This window comes from Blautia sp. OM07-19, from assembly GCF_003481595.1.
Lineage (GTDB): Bacteria > Bacillota > Clostridia > Lachnospirales > Lachnospiraceae > Blautia_A > Blautia_A intestinihominis.
Genome location: NZ_QULA01000004.1, coordinates 78,441 through 94,302, shown reverse-complemented (window position 1 = coordinate 94,302; position 15,862 = coordinate 78,441). Strand labels below are relative to the sequence as shown.

At 43.1% G+C, this 15,862-nt stretch carries 13 protein-coding genes; 12 read left to right on the top strand and 1 reads right to left on the bottom strand.

Going from position 1 to position 15,862, the window contains the following annotated elements:
* The first annotated feature begins 150 nt into the window (after positions 1 to 150).
* The 3 genes from DXC01_RS04820 to DXC01_RS04810 all read left to right on the top strand — a co-directional run bounded on the left by DXC01_RS04820 (position 151) and on the right by DXC01_RS04810 (position 3,844).
* Positions 151 to 1,323, top strand: coding sequence for a DUF262 domain-containing protein (locus tag DXC01_RS04820; protein ID WP_118698397.1), 1,173 nt, complete (start codon positions 151 to 153; stop codon positions 1,321 to 1,323).
* A 199-nt stretch (positions 1,324 to 1,522) separates the two neighbouring features.
* Positions 1,523 to 2,569, top strand: coding sequence for a Fic family protein (locus DXC01_RS04815; RefSeq protein WP_118698396.1), 1,047 nt, complete (start codon positions 1,523 to 1,525; stop codon positions 2,567 to 2,569).
* A gap of 183 nt (positions 2,570 to 2,752) precedes the next feature.
* Positions 2,753 to 3,844: a DUF362 domain-containing protein gene (locus tag DXC01_RS04810; protein ID WP_118698395.1), complete on the top strand. Its 1,092-nt coding sequence runs from the start codon at positions 2,753 to 2,755 to the stop codon at positions 3,842 to 3,844.
* Positions 3,845 to 3,928: 84 nt separating this feature from the next.
* Here DXC01_RS04810 and DXC01_RS04805 read toward each other — a convergent pair whose 3' ends face one another.
* On the bottom strand, positions 3,929 to 4,522 hold the full coding sequence (locus DXC01_RS04805; RefSeq protein WP_022214868.1) for a cytidylate kinase-like family protein: 594 nt from the start codon (positions 4,520 to 4,522) through the stop codon (positions 3,929 to 3,931).
* A 267-nt stretch (positions 4,523 to 4,789) separates the two neighbouring features.
* Here DXC01_RS04805 and DXC01_RS04800 point away from each other — a divergent pair, with 267 nt between their 5' ends.
* The 9 genes from DXC01_RS04800 to DXC01_RS04760 all read left to right on the top strand — a co-directional run bounded on the left by DXC01_RS04800 (position 4,790) and on the right by DXC01_RS04760 (position 15,834).
* Positions 4,790 to 6,631 (top strand): HlyD family efflux transporter periplasmic adaptor subunit, encoded by a 1,842-nt coding sequence (locus tag DXC01_RS04800; protein ID WP_118698394.1) that lies wholly within the window; start codon positions 4,790 to 4,792, stop codon positions 6,629 to 6,631.
* Between the two features lie 41 nt (positions 6,632 to 6,672).
* Positions 6,673 to 7,182, top strand: a complete 510-nt coding sequence (locus DXC01_RS21190; RefSeq protein WP_118698393.1) for an efflux RND transporter periplasmic adaptor subunit — start codon at positions 6,673 to 6,675, stop codon at positions 7,180 to 7,182.
* On the top strand, positions 7,106 to 8,257 hold the full coding sequence (locus DXC01_RS04790; protein ID WP_243111552.1) for an ABC transporter permease: 1,152 nt from the start codon (positions 7,106 to 7,108) through the stop codon (positions 8,255 to 8,257). Before DXC01_RS21190 ends, DXC01_RS04790 begins: the two co-directional genes overlap by 77 nt.
* A gap of 234 nt (positions 8,258 to 8,491) precedes the next feature.
* Positions 8,492 to 9,358, top strand: a complete 867-nt coding sequence (locus DXC01_RS04785) for a cell wall hydrolase (RefSeq protein WP_022214864.1) — start codon at positions 8,492 to 8,494, stop codon at positions 9,356 to 9,358.
* A gap of 139 nt (positions 9,359 to 9,497) precedes the next feature.
* Positions 9,498 to 10,988 carry a threonine synthase gene (gene thrC / locus DXC01_RS04780; RefSeq protein ID WP_022214863.1) on the top strand — a complete coding sequence of 497 codons (1,491 nt, stop codon included), beginning with the start codon at positions 9,498 to 9,500 and terminating at the stop codon, positions 10,986 to 10,988.
* A gap of 245 nt (positions 10,989 to 11,233) precedes the next feature.
* Complete coding sequence (locus tag DXC01_RS04775) at positions 11,234 to 12,826, top strand: MBOAT family O-acyltransferase (RefSeq protein WP_118698391.1); 1,593 nt, start codon at positions 11,234 to 11,236, stop codon at positions 12,824 to 12,826.
* Entirely contained in the window at positions 12,813 to 13,808 is a 996-nt protein-coding gene (locus tag DXC01_RS04770; RefSeq protein ID WP_118698390.1) for an SGNH/GDSL hydrolase family protein, read from the top strand. The genes DXC01_RS04775 and DXC01_RS04770 overlap by 14 nt, the downstream gene beginning before the upstream one ends.
* A gap of 3 nt (positions 13,809 to 13,811) precedes the next feature.
* Positions 13,812 to 14,528: a response regulator transcription factor gene (locus DXC01_RS04765; protein WP_118698389.1), complete on the top strand. Its 717-nt coding sequence runs from the start codon at positions 13,812 to 13,814 to the stop codon at positions 14,526 to 14,528.
* Positions 14,509 to 15,834, top strand: coding sequence for a sensor histidine kinase (locus tag DXC01_RS04760; RefSeq protein WP_243111548.1), 1,326 nt, complete (start codon positions 14,509 to 14,511; stop codon positions 15,832 to 15,834). The genes DXC01_RS04765 and DXC01_RS04760 overlap by 20 nt, the downstream gene beginning before the upstream one ends.
* Positions 15,835 to 15,862: the final 28 nt, after the last annotated feature.

Sequence of the window (15,862 nt, the reverse complement as noted above, 5' to 3'; positions counted from 1 at the left end):
GTATAGCTGCTAAAATTTAAAGCAGTATTAAAAAATGCAAAAAATACCATAAAATGGCATAAAAACTGGTAGCTGCTATTGAAATTTTGAAATATATAGGATATAATTACATTGTGAAAAATAATGCAGCGTACAAAGGAGAAAAATAATATGAGAATTCATCCTAGATTAAAAGAAAACGTTGAATTAAATCCTACAAAAGAATCTAGCCAAGAAAATTTGGATTTACTTTGTCAAAAAATTGATTCGAGAGTTATTACCCTTCCGTTGTATCAAAGAGATTTAAGTTGGACTACGCAAAAAAGTGTAGATTTGTTAAATTATCAATTGTCAGGAAAATCACCGGTATCAGCAATATCAATAAATGTTATTGATGAGGTAAGTGATTCAGTTGCAGTTCCGCAAGTAACATTTATTAATAGAGAACTAGTTGATTTAAAAAGTGGAATGCATTCAGTGGTTGACGGACAGCAAAGATTAACAACAAATTATAAAGCGTATATAGATAGTGAAGACTTTAAGAGCATTGTTCTTGATTTGTGTAAGGGAAAATTTGTCTATATTGGAGATAATACATTCCCTCAAAATAATCAAATACCAGTAGGCATTCTTCTTAATAAAGACGGTAAGAAACTTACAGAATATTTAAAAACACATAAATCATTGGCGGTGTTTGAAGTGCAGGATATTCTTGTAAAGGTTCGAAACAAATTCAAAAGTTATTATTATACAATAAATAAAGCTCATGATTTGTCTGAAGAAGAACAAATTAGATGGTTTGAAGTCTTAAATAATGCAGGATCGAGAGTTTCCGCTGTACAGATGGGATTATCTAAATTAAGAATGTATGGAATAGATGTTTATACTCAATATACACATGTGTTTGTGGAGAAACTTAAAGAACATGGCTTCGAATCGGTGTTTGATAAAGAAACAACGAAGCATACATATCCAATTTGTGCATTAAATGCTGCGTATGAAGTGATTATGGGAACACCTCATTCAAATAATTACTGCCCAATGGCGTCAGATGTACGAGTGAATGCAATATGTAGTATGAAGGCATCTCAAATTTTATTGTCATTTAAATATACGTTAGATGCCTTAGATAAAGTAATTGATTTTATTGAAAATAATGATTTGGACATACCAAGTAGAATAGATTATATTAATTTTTTGATTGGATATTTTGTGTTTTATCAAAGAGAAGATAAAGTAGACGAACAATTCTTGATAAATTGGTATAATACAGTGAATTTTAGTAACTCATCAAATACAGAAAGACGAAAGATTTATTCTAAGTTATTATCAAAAACTTTGTAAAATGAAGTTGTTTTTGCATACATAGAAAATGAAAAGTTATTAAAAATTTCATTAGATAAAAAAGAATGCAAAAGAAATTACTTTTTTAGTATGCTGCTCTTGTAATCGAAACAGAATAATAAGGGAATATTCGCTTAAATCGTTGAATATTCCCTTATTTTATACTATTATTTAAGGGAAAGAAAGGAGAAGTAAGGGAATGCGAGACTTTAATTATTCAGCAATCAAGGACCAAAAATGGGATTCAGAAGTCTTGGGGCTGGTTGCTGCGATTTATAAAGAAGCTGGAAAACAGGAATTATATCTGAAGCAGCGTCCGGAGGAACTTGAAAAGTTAGTGGAGATTGCCAAAATACAAAGTACGGAGGCATCTAATGCAATTGAGGGAATTGTTACAACCAGTACGAGAATCCGACAGCTTGTCGAAGAAAAAACTACGCCGAAAAATCGTGACGAGCAGGAAATTGCAGGATATCGTGACGTCTTGAATATTATACATGATAGTTTTGATGCCATTCCCATCACAAGAAATTATATTCTGCAGCTTCATAAGATACTGTATAGCCATATGAATAATCCGATCGCAGGACAGACAAAGAATGTGCAGAATTATATCAGTGCGACTTATCCAGATGGTCATGTTGAAGTCCTTTTTACACCACTTGCACCATATGAAACGCCGGAGGCACTTGACAGGATTTGTGAAGAATATAATCGAGTCATAGGAAATATGGAGTTGGAACCATTGATTGCTATTCCTGTTTTCATTCATGATTTTTTGTGTATACATCCTTTTAATGATGGAAATGGCAGAATGAGCCGTCTTCTTACAACATTGCTTTTATATAGAAATGGATTTTATGTTGGAAAGTATGTTTCATTGGAAGCGAAGATTGCAAAGAATAAGGATTTGTACTATTCTGCGCTTGCTGCATCGCAGACAGGCTGGCGCGAAGGAACAGAAGATGTAGTGCCATTTATTAAATATCTCCTTGGAACGATCCTTGCTGCCTATAAGGATTTTGAAGACAGAATGAGCCTGGTTGAAACGAAACTTCCTGCACTTGAGATGGTACGCAGAGCAAGCCAAAATAAGATCGGACGTTTTAATAAACAGGATATTCGTGAATTGTGTCCTACACTCAGTGACAGTTCTATTGAGGGAGCTTTAAGAAAACTGGTTGCTGCAGGTGAACTGAAAAAAGAGGGAAAAGGAAAAAACACATGTTACTTTAGACTAACTTAATTTGGTCATAATAGGCCAAAATGACTAAATTAAAATGGATGATGATGAAATTAAAAAATAACTGCAGCAACATAAAAGAAAAACTACTCCTCCTCTTAAAATAATTAACTGGCACATTTCCCCAAAATGCGTTATCCTGTAAAAAGAGAAATATACAGAACTACACAAACAGGAGGGCCATTCATGAACAAAAACCAAATTTTCATAAAAACTGGCACGGAATACAAGAAAATCACCAAAGAACTTCTGGAGGAGAGCAATCTTGCGGAGCTGATCGGTGATAAGGACAAGATGGTTGGTATCAAGCCGAACATGGTTTCGGCATCTGACCCGTCCAATGGTGCAACGACGCATACAGAGATCATCGCTGGAATCCTTGAATACCTCAAGGAACACGGTTTTCGCAGGATGATGATCCTTGAGGGATCCTGGGTGGGGGACCGTACTTCGGATGTATTTGAAGTATGCGGTTATCAGCAGATCTGCGATGACTATGACGTGGAATTCCACGACACCCAGAAAGACAAGAGTTTTACAAAAGACTGTAGCGGCCTGGAACTCAGGATCTGCAACAGTGTAAAGGATGTTGATTTCCTGATCAATGTACCGGTCATGAAGGGACACTGCCAGACCAAGATCACCTGTGCCCTCAAGAATATGAAGGGACTGATCCCGAACACAGAAAAACGTCATTTCCATTCTATGGGGCTGCACAAACCAATCGCGCACTTAAATACAGGCATCCATCAGGATTTTATCGTAGTCGACAATATCTGCGGCGACCTGGATTTTGAGGATGGTGGAAATCCGGTTGTGATGAACCGCATCTGGACAGCAATGGATCCGGTACTCGTAGATGCCTATGTCTGTCAGCAGCTCCACTACAAGGTTTCTGACGTTCCCTATGTAAAACTTGCCGGAGAACTTGGCGTTGGCTGTTCCGACATTTCCAAAGCGGACATCCACGTACTGGGTGAAAATGTTCAGCAGAACATCCCGGAACGCCGCAAAGTTGTAGAAGTAGCTGATGCTGTCGAGGAAGTAGATTCCTGTAGTGCCTGCTACGGATACCTCATCCCGGCACTGGATATGCTCAAACAGGAAGGGCTTCTTGAAAAACTGCATGAAAAAATCTGCATCGGACAGGGATACAGAGGCAAGAGCGGAGAACTCGGAGTCGGACACTGCACCAGAAACTTCAAACATCATGCAGAAGGCTGCCCGCCGACCGAAAACCAGATCTATGAATTTCTAAAAGAATATATCTCAAAATAAAATCTATGGGGGAATGCAGCTACATTCCCCCACATTATTACATTACATATCAGGAAAACACCAATGACGCGTTTGACAATCTAACTATCTTTCATAAGCTTCTTTAAGGATCTTCACGATCTCTTCCGTAGTAAATTTACTGCTGTCGATACACAGATCATACTGTCCCATATCCAGCCATTTCTCATCGGTAAAGAATTCGTAATAGGATCTACGTTCTTTGTCCATTCTCTTGACCAGTTTGCGGGCACTCTTTTCTTCACGGTCGAGGCGCTCCATGACATTTTTGACACGGGTCTCAAACGGTGCGTAGATGAATACGCTTAAAGTACGATCCTGGAGGATATGGTTGGCACATCTTCCTACGATCACGCAGTCTTCCTTGTCCGAAAGGGAAAGGATGATATCGCGCTGGAGTTCAAACAGAACATCATTCATCGGAATTGCCCGGTAATCCTGGCTTATCTGAATCTCATGATTTACAGGAAAACTCCATGCCCCTGGCCGTTTCTCATCCACATCAGCAAGATCGCCGAAAGGAATATTCTTGTCCCTGGCTGCGATCTCGATCAGTTCTTTATCATAAAAACCGATTTCAAGTTCTTCTGCGAGAGCCTTGCCGATCGCATGTCCACCGCTTCCATACATTCGATTGATTGTGATAATACGTTTACTCATAGTGAATCCTCCTTTCGATGGACTTTCTTTTTTGTAAATATTATAACATAATAGTTAGAAAATATCTACAATACACTAAAAATAAATTGAAAATTATTTGTATAAATTAAATAAATCAGATAGAAAAAATGAATTTTAAGGTTCATTTAAGTTTAATTCACCGGGCTTTCACAGATCGCACAATAAGTGAACACACCTTTTTGCTAAAGTATATCCCAGAGACAGAGAACAGGAGATCCGATCACACGGACGGCTTGGAGGGTAAAGATGTTTCATAAGGGAAGAAAAGTGAAAAAATCCAAAAAGAAAAAAATAATAAGTCTGATCGTTGTCGTAGCAGTGGCAGGAACGTCAGGAGCGGTAGTCTACAGGAAAGTGAGACGGCCGGTGGCAGCAGCCACAGAAGTCAGCAAGGTACAGACAGCAGAAGTAAAAAAAGGAAATATCTCAAATACGATCACAGGAACCGGAAATCTGGAGCTGGATGATGCAGAGGCGGTGTCGATCCCATCAGGATTGACGATCGGAGACGTTCTGGTTGAAAGCGGAGACTACGTTTCGGCGGGAACGGTTCTGGCAAACGTTGACAGCGCATCCGTACAGACTGCAATAGATGAGATCCAGAGCGAACTGGAGGAGCTGGATGAGAAAATCCGCACCTGCCAGGAAGACGAGGATGCAAATGCAGTTGTAAGCTCGGTGTCAGGCAGAGTGAAGGCGATCTATGTTGAAGAAGGATCGGATGTTGCAGATATCATAACAGAAAAAGGCGCATTGATAGAGCTGTCACTGGACGGATATATGGCAGTATCTATCGAAAAAACAGATTCTGTAGCGGCAGGAGACAGCGTTTCGGTAACTTTATCCGACGGAACCGTAGTTACAGGAACTGTAGATACACAGGAAAGTGGCAGTACGATCATTACCGTCACAGATAATGGAACGACTCTGGGTGATGAGGTGAGTGTATCTGACAGTAACGGAAATGTGCTTGGAAGTGGTACACTTTATATTCATCAGCCATTTGAAGTCACAGCGGCAGGAGGAACCGTATCTTCGGTATCTGTGACCGAAAATGCATCCGTCAGTGCAGATGATGAGCTTCTGGTCCTGGAAGGGACGGAGAGCAGTGCGGAATATGAAAAACTGCTGCTTGTCCGTAAAGCAAGGACAGAAACACTACAGAAACTTGCACAGCTTGCCAGATCGCCGCAGATCATTGCAGAGCAGGATGGAATCGTACAGGACGTAAATGTGGCAGCAAGCGGAACGACTTCCTCAGAATCTTCTGCGCAGAGCAGTACCACCAGCGGTGCGGGAAATGCATCACAGATGGCATATACAGGGCAGGATCTTTCGGATCTTACCTTTACACAGCTCTCTTTTGATGACGGGACAACACCGGTCATTGTGGAGGAAACAGAAAATAATTCCGATGACACGCAGGATACCGTACAGGATCAGCAGATTGCTTTTTCCATAGTGGGAAGTGGAAACTCGACAGGCTCTCTTGCAGTGATTCCGGCGCCGGTGACCGGTCAGACACCAGTGACAGACATTTCTGCTTCAGGCGGTATCTATTCGGGAGTGATCACCTGGAACCCGGCTGACAGTGTCTTTGCAGCAGGGACAGGATATAAGGCATTGGTCGTTCTTTCGGCAGCAGAGGGCTATTGCTTTACCATGGCAAGCATTCAGGGGATTGAGACAGGAACAGTATCCGGTGTGCAGATCTCTGATAGTGGAAAAACACTGGAATTTCAGATGGTATTTCCGGAAACAGCAGCGGAAAACAATAATTCAGGTGACCAGATCGGCGATAATGGTAATTCCGGACAGGAATCAGATTCGACTGTAACAGATGGAAGTACATCACAGAGTTCATCGAATGAACAGCAGTCAAATGAACAGCAGGAGATACAACAGGCAGCACACAGAATAACGAAAACAGCAGCACTACACAAAATTCAGCCGCAGCAGGAAACGGTAACAGCCAGAGTGCAAAGGCGGGGCAAAGCACCGGAAGCACAGGTGCAAGTGCCAGTGGAACTGCAGGCACAGCAGACAGCACTTCCACATCCAAAGAAGACAGCACGGAGGACGCTGTAGATTCCGCCAGTCAGTACAGCACCGATGTCACAGCTTTTACGATCTCACCGGACGAGAACAGACTTCTTTCTGTAAGTGTGGATGAACTCGATATCAACTCTGTAGAACACGGTCAGAAAGCAGTCGTGACTTTTGACGCGATCGAGGATCAGGAATTTGAAGGCGAAGTGACAAAGATCGGAAACACGGCAAGCGTCAGCGGCGGAGTTGCCAAATATACGATCACGATCACAATTCCAAAAGATGACAAAATGAAACAGGGCATGAACGCTTCCGCGACGATCACGATCGAAGACCGTGAAGATGTCCTTACCCTTCCAATGAATGCACTGCAGGAAAAAGGGGACCGCACCTTTGTATATACCGAAAAAGATGACGATGGAAATCTTTTCGGCGAGACAGAAGTGACGACGGGGCTTTCTGATGGAAGTACCGTGGAGATCACAGACGGACTGGAAGAGGGTACGACGGTGTATTATCTCCGTTCAGAGAGCAGCTCTTCCGGCAGCAGTACAGATATGCCGGATATGCAGATGCCGGATTACCGATGAGATTTCCGGGATGGGCTCCAGCTACCTGACCGTTACGATCAGCGATGACAAGGAAAATCCACTCAAATTAAGTGAGATTTCCGGTTTTGCCGAGCCGGATGAAGTGGATGCGGCTGCACCGATGGCAAGAACCAGCGTGACAGCAAAAAGCGGCTACACAAGCGAATCCATGACCCTGATCGGAACAACGGGCAGCTATCTGGACATCCAGCAGATGGAGATACAATACGGACGTTTCATCAAAAACGCTGATGTGGAAAACAACACCAATGTCGTGGTCCTCACTTACGATACAGCGGTAGAGCTTCTGGGAAGGGCAGATGTCGAAGGCGAAAAGATTTCTCTCAACGGCAAAAGCTTCCTGGTTATCGGAGTGCTGACGGAGGACAGTTCCTCTTCACTTACAAAGGGAACAAATATGATGAGCAGCAGTTCTGACGACGAGGATTCCGGCAGTTCCGTGGTCCTTGAAGGATACATTCCGTTTTCTACCATGACACGCCTTGCAGATAATATCCTGAATGTGACACAGTTCTGTGCTTCTGCGACCAGCGAGGAGACTCTGGATGAAGCCGAAAATGCCCTGACAGAGCTCCTTATGGAGCGGTTTGAATACGATGAGGATGCTTTTTCTATCTCAGATCAGTCGGAGATCATGGATACGATGGAAAGTGTCAACAGCACGATGGCACTGATGATCGGTGGTATCGCAGCAATCTCCCTTCTGGTCGGCGGCATCGGGATCATGAACATTATGCTGGTCTCCGTGACAGAGCGTACCAGGGAGATCGGAATCCGAAAAGCGATCGGGGCCTGCAAGAGAACGATCATGATGCAGTTTCTTCTGGAAGCGCTGATCGTCAGTATCATGGGCTGCTTCGCCGGAATCGGACTTTCGTGGGTGATCCTGAAGCTTGTGGGGATTTTTACCCCGTCCATGCAGTTTACGATGGATATGCGTGTGGTATGGGTCTCCGTAGCATTTACAGGTCTGATCGGTATCATCTTCGGCCTGTACCCGGCCAACAAAGCAGCCAGAAAAAAGCCGATCGACGCACTTCGCTATTCAGGTTAAACAGCGATAAAAATCGTGTCGAACGAAAATTGTTGACCCTCGCAGAGAATACTCTTATAATAATGATATCTGCAGATCGATCCATAACAACCAAGTCTTCCAAAGCCCTATCAAGAAAAAATACTTGACAGGAGCACGATTATTAAATATAATTTTCTTATAAATTACGAAAATATTACAGAAAAAATAATTTCAGAAAAGAAGACATAATGAAATTGCAAGGATTATAAGAGTATGAAGAAATCAGAATTATCAGAGAATCAGAACCCGGAGCCCGTTAAGGGTAAGAATAAGACGAACAACAGGAAGAGACTGCCAGCCTCATTGAGAGCCTTTGTTTCACTGAGCGTATGTGCCGCTACCGTACTGACCGTATCCGGCGGTCTTAAGATCGCGGACAGCCTTAATAAGCAGAACAGAGTCTATGCGGCAGCAGACAGCACAGGAAGCAGTATTTATGAAGGTGCGAATTATGATCTGCCATCAGGGATCGCAGGTGTGGCTTCCGGCGTGAGTGGGACTCCTTCTGCGGGAATGACGATCAACCGTATCGGAACTTCCTGCGAGGACGTGATCGTAGGCCAGCGCGTACAGAAGATCACCAGCCAGGCAGTTGAGATGAATGTCAGTGAATCCATGGCAACGACCATCGACGATTTTGATTCCAAGGTCGTATCTTCTGCGAAGATGATGTCCGATGAGGATTATCAGAACCTTCTGCAGATCGTGGAGGCAGAAGCAGGAACAGAGGATATCAAGGGCAGGATCATGGTTGCCAATGTGATCATGAATCGTGTGAAATACAGTGAATTTCCAGATAATGTCACAGATGTCATCTGGGAGTATGATAATGGCGTAGCTCAGTTTTCGCCGGTCGAGGACGGACGGATTTCAGAAGTCACTGTTTCACAGGAGACGAAGGATGCCGTCAGACAGGTTCTTGAGGGAACGGATTATTCCCAGGGTGCGCTGTTCTTTATCCAGAAATCAGCCGCGGCCAGGGACAATATCTCCTGGTTTGACAAGAACCTCAAGAAGCTGTTCAAGCACGGTGTACATGAATTTTATACATATCCGGATGAGGTGCTTGCAGCACACTAGAATACAGGGATAACGTATACAGCTCCGAGAGAATGAGAATCTTTCGGAGCTTTTTGAATTTTACTATGGAATTTTACACGTTACCGTGGTATACTATGACAAAAATCAAAAAAGAACCAAAGAAAGGCAGGAAGGATACATGCAGGTATTATATAAGAGCACCAGAGGCAAAGGCGAGACAGTAACAGCGTCTATGGCTATTTTGAAAGGACTTTCCGAAGACGGAGGTTTGTTCGTACCTACTTCTATTCCGAAACTGGATGTTCCTGTAGAGAAACTTGCTCAGATGACATATCAGGAAACAGCCTATGAAGTTATGAGCCGTTTTCTTACAGATTTTACAGAAGAAGAGCTGAAGAACTGTATTGCAAATGCATACGATGAGAAATTCGACACCACAGAGATCGCACCGCTTCATGAGGCAGATGGAGCTTACTATCTGGAACTGTTCCACGGTTCTACCATCGCTTTCAAGGATATGGCACTGTCCATTCTTCCACATCTTATGACAACAGCAGCGAGAAAGAACCAGGTCAAGAACGACATCGTGATCCTGACTGCAACTTCCGGAGATACCGGTAAGGCTGCACTGGCTGGTTTTGCAGATGTTCCGGGAACAAGGATTATCGTATTCTATCCGAAGCACGGTGTAAGCCCGATCCAGGAGAAGCAGATGGTAACTCAGAAGGGTGCCAACACAGCCGTTGTAGGTATCACAGGAAACTTCGACGACGCACAGACCGCAGTCAAGAAGATGTTCAACGATAAGGAACTTGCCGCAGAGCTTAATGAGGCAGGCTTCCAGTTCTCCTCCGCAAACTCCATCAACATCGGCCGTCTGGTACCGCAGATCGTATATTATGTATATGCTTATGCGAAACTGGTCAAGAAAGGTGCCATCAAGGCAGGAGATGAGATCAATGTTGTTGTTCCTACCGGAAACTTCGGAAACATCCTTGCTGCATTCTATGCAAAACAGATGGGACTTCCGATCCACAAACTGATCTGTGCTTCCAATGAAAACAAAGTCCTGTTTGATTTCTTCCGTACAGGAACTTACGACAGAAAGAGAGATTTTATCCTTACAACTTCTCCATCCATGGATATCCTGATCTCCAGTAACCTGGAGCGTCTGATCTACCGTCTCACAGGAGAGAATGCAGAGAAATGTGCAGAACTGATGCAGGCATTAAGTCAGGGTGGTGAATACACGATCACAGACGAAATGAAAGCAGGACTTGCTGACTTCTACGGAAACTACTGCAGCGAAGCAGAGACCAAAGAAGCGATCCATGAGACATTTGAGAAGGCAGACTATGTGATCGATCCGCATACAGCAGTTGCAGCAGGCGTTTACAAGAAATATGTCAAAGACACAGATGACACTCTTCCGACTGTGATCGCATCCACAGCAAGCCCGTACAAATTCACAAGAAGTGTTATGGCTGCAATCTCCAACAAGGGAGAGGGACTGGATGACTTCGCACTGGCAGATGAGCTGACCAAGATCTCCGGTGTCAAGATCCCGAGAGCAGTAGAGGAGATCCGTACAGCACCTGTCCTTCATGACAGAGTTGTAGATGCACCGGATATGCCGGCAGCAGTTAAGGACATCCTTGGAATCCACTGAGAATAAACTATAATCAAATAACGAAATAATAATAAAAGATATCCTGACAGATCCTCTGTTTTATTGAGCAGTGTGGTCTGTGCAGGATATTTTTTTATGGGGAAAGATGGAAAATTAAGAAACTTTAAGAAATGATTCAGGAAATGTTAAAGAGACTGTGTAAAAATATGACACGTAAGGGCAGGTGAAAGTTAGAAACATGACATACTGAACTTTTGCGATTTTAAATATGGAGGATAACTAATATGGCATATCATCAGGGAATCTACCTGTTCTGCTTTCTTCCTTTTGTTGTACTTGTTTATGCATTGACTCCCAGGAAAATCCGGCGTGCGGTCCTGATACTGGCAGGATACGTCTTTTTCTGGTCTTTCAGCCGCTGGCTTGTCGTTTACCTGATCGGAGTAACGACATTGATCTATGGAATCGGATGTCATATGGATCATCTGAAAGCTGAGGGAAAAAAGAAGGCAAAAGAACAGGGAGCCAGAGAGCCCCGTACTTTCATAAAGAAGCAGTATAAGTCCAGAGAAAAAAGAACGCTGATCGCAGGGATCCTGCTCCTTTTGGGGATTCTTGGATATCTGAAATATTGTAATTTCTTTGTGACAAATATAAATCATATCCTTGAAATGTCAGGAAGATCAGTCTTCCTTCAGCCGCAGACACTGCTGATTCCGATCGGAATCTCTTTTTACACACTGGAAGCTGTCGGATACATGGCAGATGTGTACTGGGGCAGGATCCATGCGGAGAAAAACTGGGCAAAAATAGCATTGTTTCTTGGATTTTTTCCGCAGATCATGGAGGGACCGATCGGTACGTGGAATGAGACTGCTGATGCACTCTGGGAATGTGCACCAGTACGCATGGAAAATCTTGCACAGGGGACCATACGTATTGTATGGGGAATGTTCAAGAAGATCGTAGTTGCAGACAGGCTGTATGTGATCGTACAGATGATCTTTGAACATTATCAGAATTACCATGGCGTGATGATCCTGGTCGGGGCAGTTTCCTATACGCTGCAGCTTTATATGGAGTTTTCCGGTTGCATGGATATTGTGATCGGAAGCGGAAATCTGTTTGGTGTGGCTTTGCCCGAAAACTTCCGTCAGCCATTTTTTTCTGGAAATGCTTCGGAATTCTGGAGAAGATGGCACATTACTCTGGGCGCATGGCTCAAAGCCTATGTGTTTTATCCGGTTTCTGTCTCCGGGATCGTAAAAAAATGGAATCATTTTGGAAGAGAACATGCAGGAAAATATCTTACAAAGATGGGCATTTTTGCCCTGACGCTGTTTCCGGTCTGGCTCAGTAACGGTCTGTGGCATGGAGCACAGTGGAATTATATTTTTTATGGAATGTATTATTTTGTGATCCTGCTTGCAGGAGAAGCGGTGGCACCTGTCAGGGAAGGAATCCTTAAGAAGTTTAACCTGAACGAAAAGGCACTGTACTGGAGAGTTCCGCAGATATTAAAAACCTGGGTGATCATTTTTACAGGAGAGATGTTTTTCCGGGCAAATGGACTGAGAGCGGGTCTGCATATGTTTGGAAGTATTTTTCATGGATTTGAATTGCACAGACTCTGGGATGGAAGTCTGCTTCGCTTAGGTCTGTCTGTACCTGACCTTGGAATTACTGTCGTGGGCATCCTTGTGGTCACTGTTTATGATATTCTGAAAGAAAGGGAAATGCTGAACTGGTCAAAACTGCAGCAGATGAAAGTTCCGTCACGGTGGCTTTTGTACTATGTACTTATTTTTGCAGTAATTCTGTTTGGAGCATATGGCACCGGTTATCAGCAGGTAGATTTGATCTATGCAGGATTTTAGGAAAAAAATAGTAAGGCCGGTGGCTTTCTGTGCGATTCTTTTGTGCCTTCTGATGGCAGCTTCTGCGGTGATGTCTGCTCTGGCACGGACAAATACAGATCTGGTACAGAACAGAAACAAGAGTATGGTTGAGCTGGAAAATGAACCGGCAGACACGATCGATGTTCTTGTGATCGGAGACAGTGAGAGCTATACAACCGTTTCTCCAATGGAAATCTGGGACAAGGAAGGCATTCCTTCCTATGTAGGCGGGCAGACCGGTCAGAAAATACAGGAGAGCTACTACATGCTCAAAAAAGCACTCAAAACCCAGAAACCCAAAGTTGTCGCGATCGAGACAAATATGATATTCCGATCGCAGAGCGCAGTGCGTGGTATCAAAGAGACTCTGGTACAGACGATGCTTTATTATTTCCCTGTATTCCGTCTTCATAATTCCTGGAAAGCATGGGTGACAGGAGAAGACAAAAGGAGTCAGACGTTTTATAAAGGATTTGTTCTCAGAGATGTTGTGGAAGCCTATACAGGTGGATCTTATATGAAAAAAACCGCCAAAACGGAACGGATGTCCCGCATTACAAGATTTATGATGGATCAGATCGTCAGCCTGTGCAGAAAAAATAATATTCAGCTCTTTCTGTACAGTGCGCCGTCTCCGAAGAACTACTCTTTCCGGAAACATAATACCATGGAAGCATATGCGAGAGAAAACGGACTTAAATATCTGGATCTGAACCTGAAAATTAAAGAACTGGGTATAAACTGGTCGGAGGACAGCCTTGATAAAGGTGATCATCTGAACATACTTGGGGCTATAAAAGTATCAGATTATCTTGGCAGATACCTGAAAAAAGAGTATCATCTAAAGAGCAGAAAAAGTGAAAGTACATACAGATCCTGGAATGAATCTCTGATACAGTACCGGGAGGCGGCGCAAAATGCAGAAAAACAGGCAAAAAAGAAAGTAAAGGCGGGGAGCTGAACATTGAGTAAAGAGAGAATATTGATCGTTGAGGATGACGCAGATATCCGAGAGGGTGTCCGGATCCTTCTGGAAAGTGAAGATTATATGGTAGATGAGGCAGAGGATGGCAGAGAGGGGCTTGAGAATCTTCGGGATGACACAGATCTTGTCATTCTGGATATTATGATGCCGGGAATCTCCGGACTTCGTACCTGCGAGGAAATAAGAAAGATATCGAATGTCCCGGTGTTATTCCTGACGGCTAAAGTACAGGAATCTGACAAGCTGATCGGACTGATGGCCGGAGGAGATGACTATCTTACAAAGCCGTTCTCCTATGCAGAACTTCTGGGGAGAGTCAAGGCACTCCTTCGGAGATATAAAGTTTATATGGGCAAAAATGAAACATCAGAGGGTCAGGAGGATAATTACATAAAGATCGGCAATATACGGATCAACCGCAATTATAATGAAGTATTTGTGGATGGAAAGGAGAAAGAGTTTTCGGAACTTGAGTACCGGATCCTGCTTCTTCTGATGGAACATCCGCGTAAAATATTTTCTGCACAGAACATTTATGAAAGTGTCTGGAACGAACCATATTTTTATTCCTGCAACGGTACTGTGATGGTCCATATCCGGAAACTCCGGGTAAAGATCGAAAAGAATCCTCAGAATCCCAGATATATAACGACCATATGGGGAAAGGGGTATAAATTTGACGCAAGGTATTCCTAGAAGAAATTCTCTCTATTTTCAGCTTCTGATCCTGCTGCTGTTTTCCATGCTGGCTGCAGTAGGCGTGTTTTATGGGGCAGACTGGATTGGCGAAGAAATGGTTTATGAGTACTATGTCAATTCTGATTATTCCGAGCGAAAAGATGAACTGTATGTTTCGAGACTGCAGGAGTATGTTTCACAGGAAAAATTAAGTACGTCTGACGTTCTGGTACTGTCAAAATGGATGGATAAAGAGAAAGTGCTGAGTTCCATGCTGGTGTTTAAGGATGATATCTTGGTTTATGATTCCGATTATCCGGAAGAGCTGAATATTCGCAATGAAAAAATCCCCAAGAACTATTACGGATGGAATGCGTTTTATTCTGTACAGTTTTCAGATGGGGAGGCAGAAATTTCCCTCTCAGGAGTCTATGATTACCAGCTGTACAATTATATGATATTTGCAGCACTGGCTCTTTCAGCGGTAGTATTTGTTATTCTCGTCCTGATGGGGATTCGAAAAAAGATGAATTACATTTGGAAACTGAGCAGGGAGATTGAGATCCTTGAAGGGGGCGACCTTGACTATTCTGTTACTGTTTCCGGGAAAGATGAACTTACAGCTCTTGCACAGGGGCTGGAATGCATGAGGAAATCTTTTAAGAAACAGGTGCAGCAGGAAGCAGAGATCGTGAAGGAAAATCAGAAAATAGTCACACAGATGTCCCATGATTTGCGGACTCCTCTGACTTCGATCATGCTGTATACAGAACTTCTTGAAAAGGGAACCTATAAAGACGAGGAACAGTTTTGCGAGTATATAAAAAAAATCCACCGCAAAACAAGACGGATGAAACAGCTCACAGACAATCTGTTTGAGTATTCACTGGTAAGCAGTGATCAGGAAATCTCCATGGAAGAGCCTGAAAGCGAAAAAATTCTGTTTTATGATCTGTTTTCGGAGACGATCAGTTATCTAGAACATCAGGGGTTCCAGGTGGATTTTCAGGTAGAATGGTCAGAGTCCAGAATGCAGGTATCAACAGACTATGTTTCCCGTATCCTGGATAACATCACTTCCAATATTCAGAAATACGCAGATAAAAAAGCACCAGTTACAATAGGAACAGCCAGACGTAATGGCATGAGAGGATTTTATTTTGAAAACAGGATTTCCTGTACAGGAGATCCTCAGGAAAGTACAGGTGTGGGAATCCAGAGTATCAAAAACATGATGACAAAAATGGGAGGCAAATGCACTGTCAGCCAGGAAAAAGACATTTTCAGACTGATATTATATTTTCCATATTGTGAGATATCATAACTGTTCAGGAGACATGTCACACAGAGAA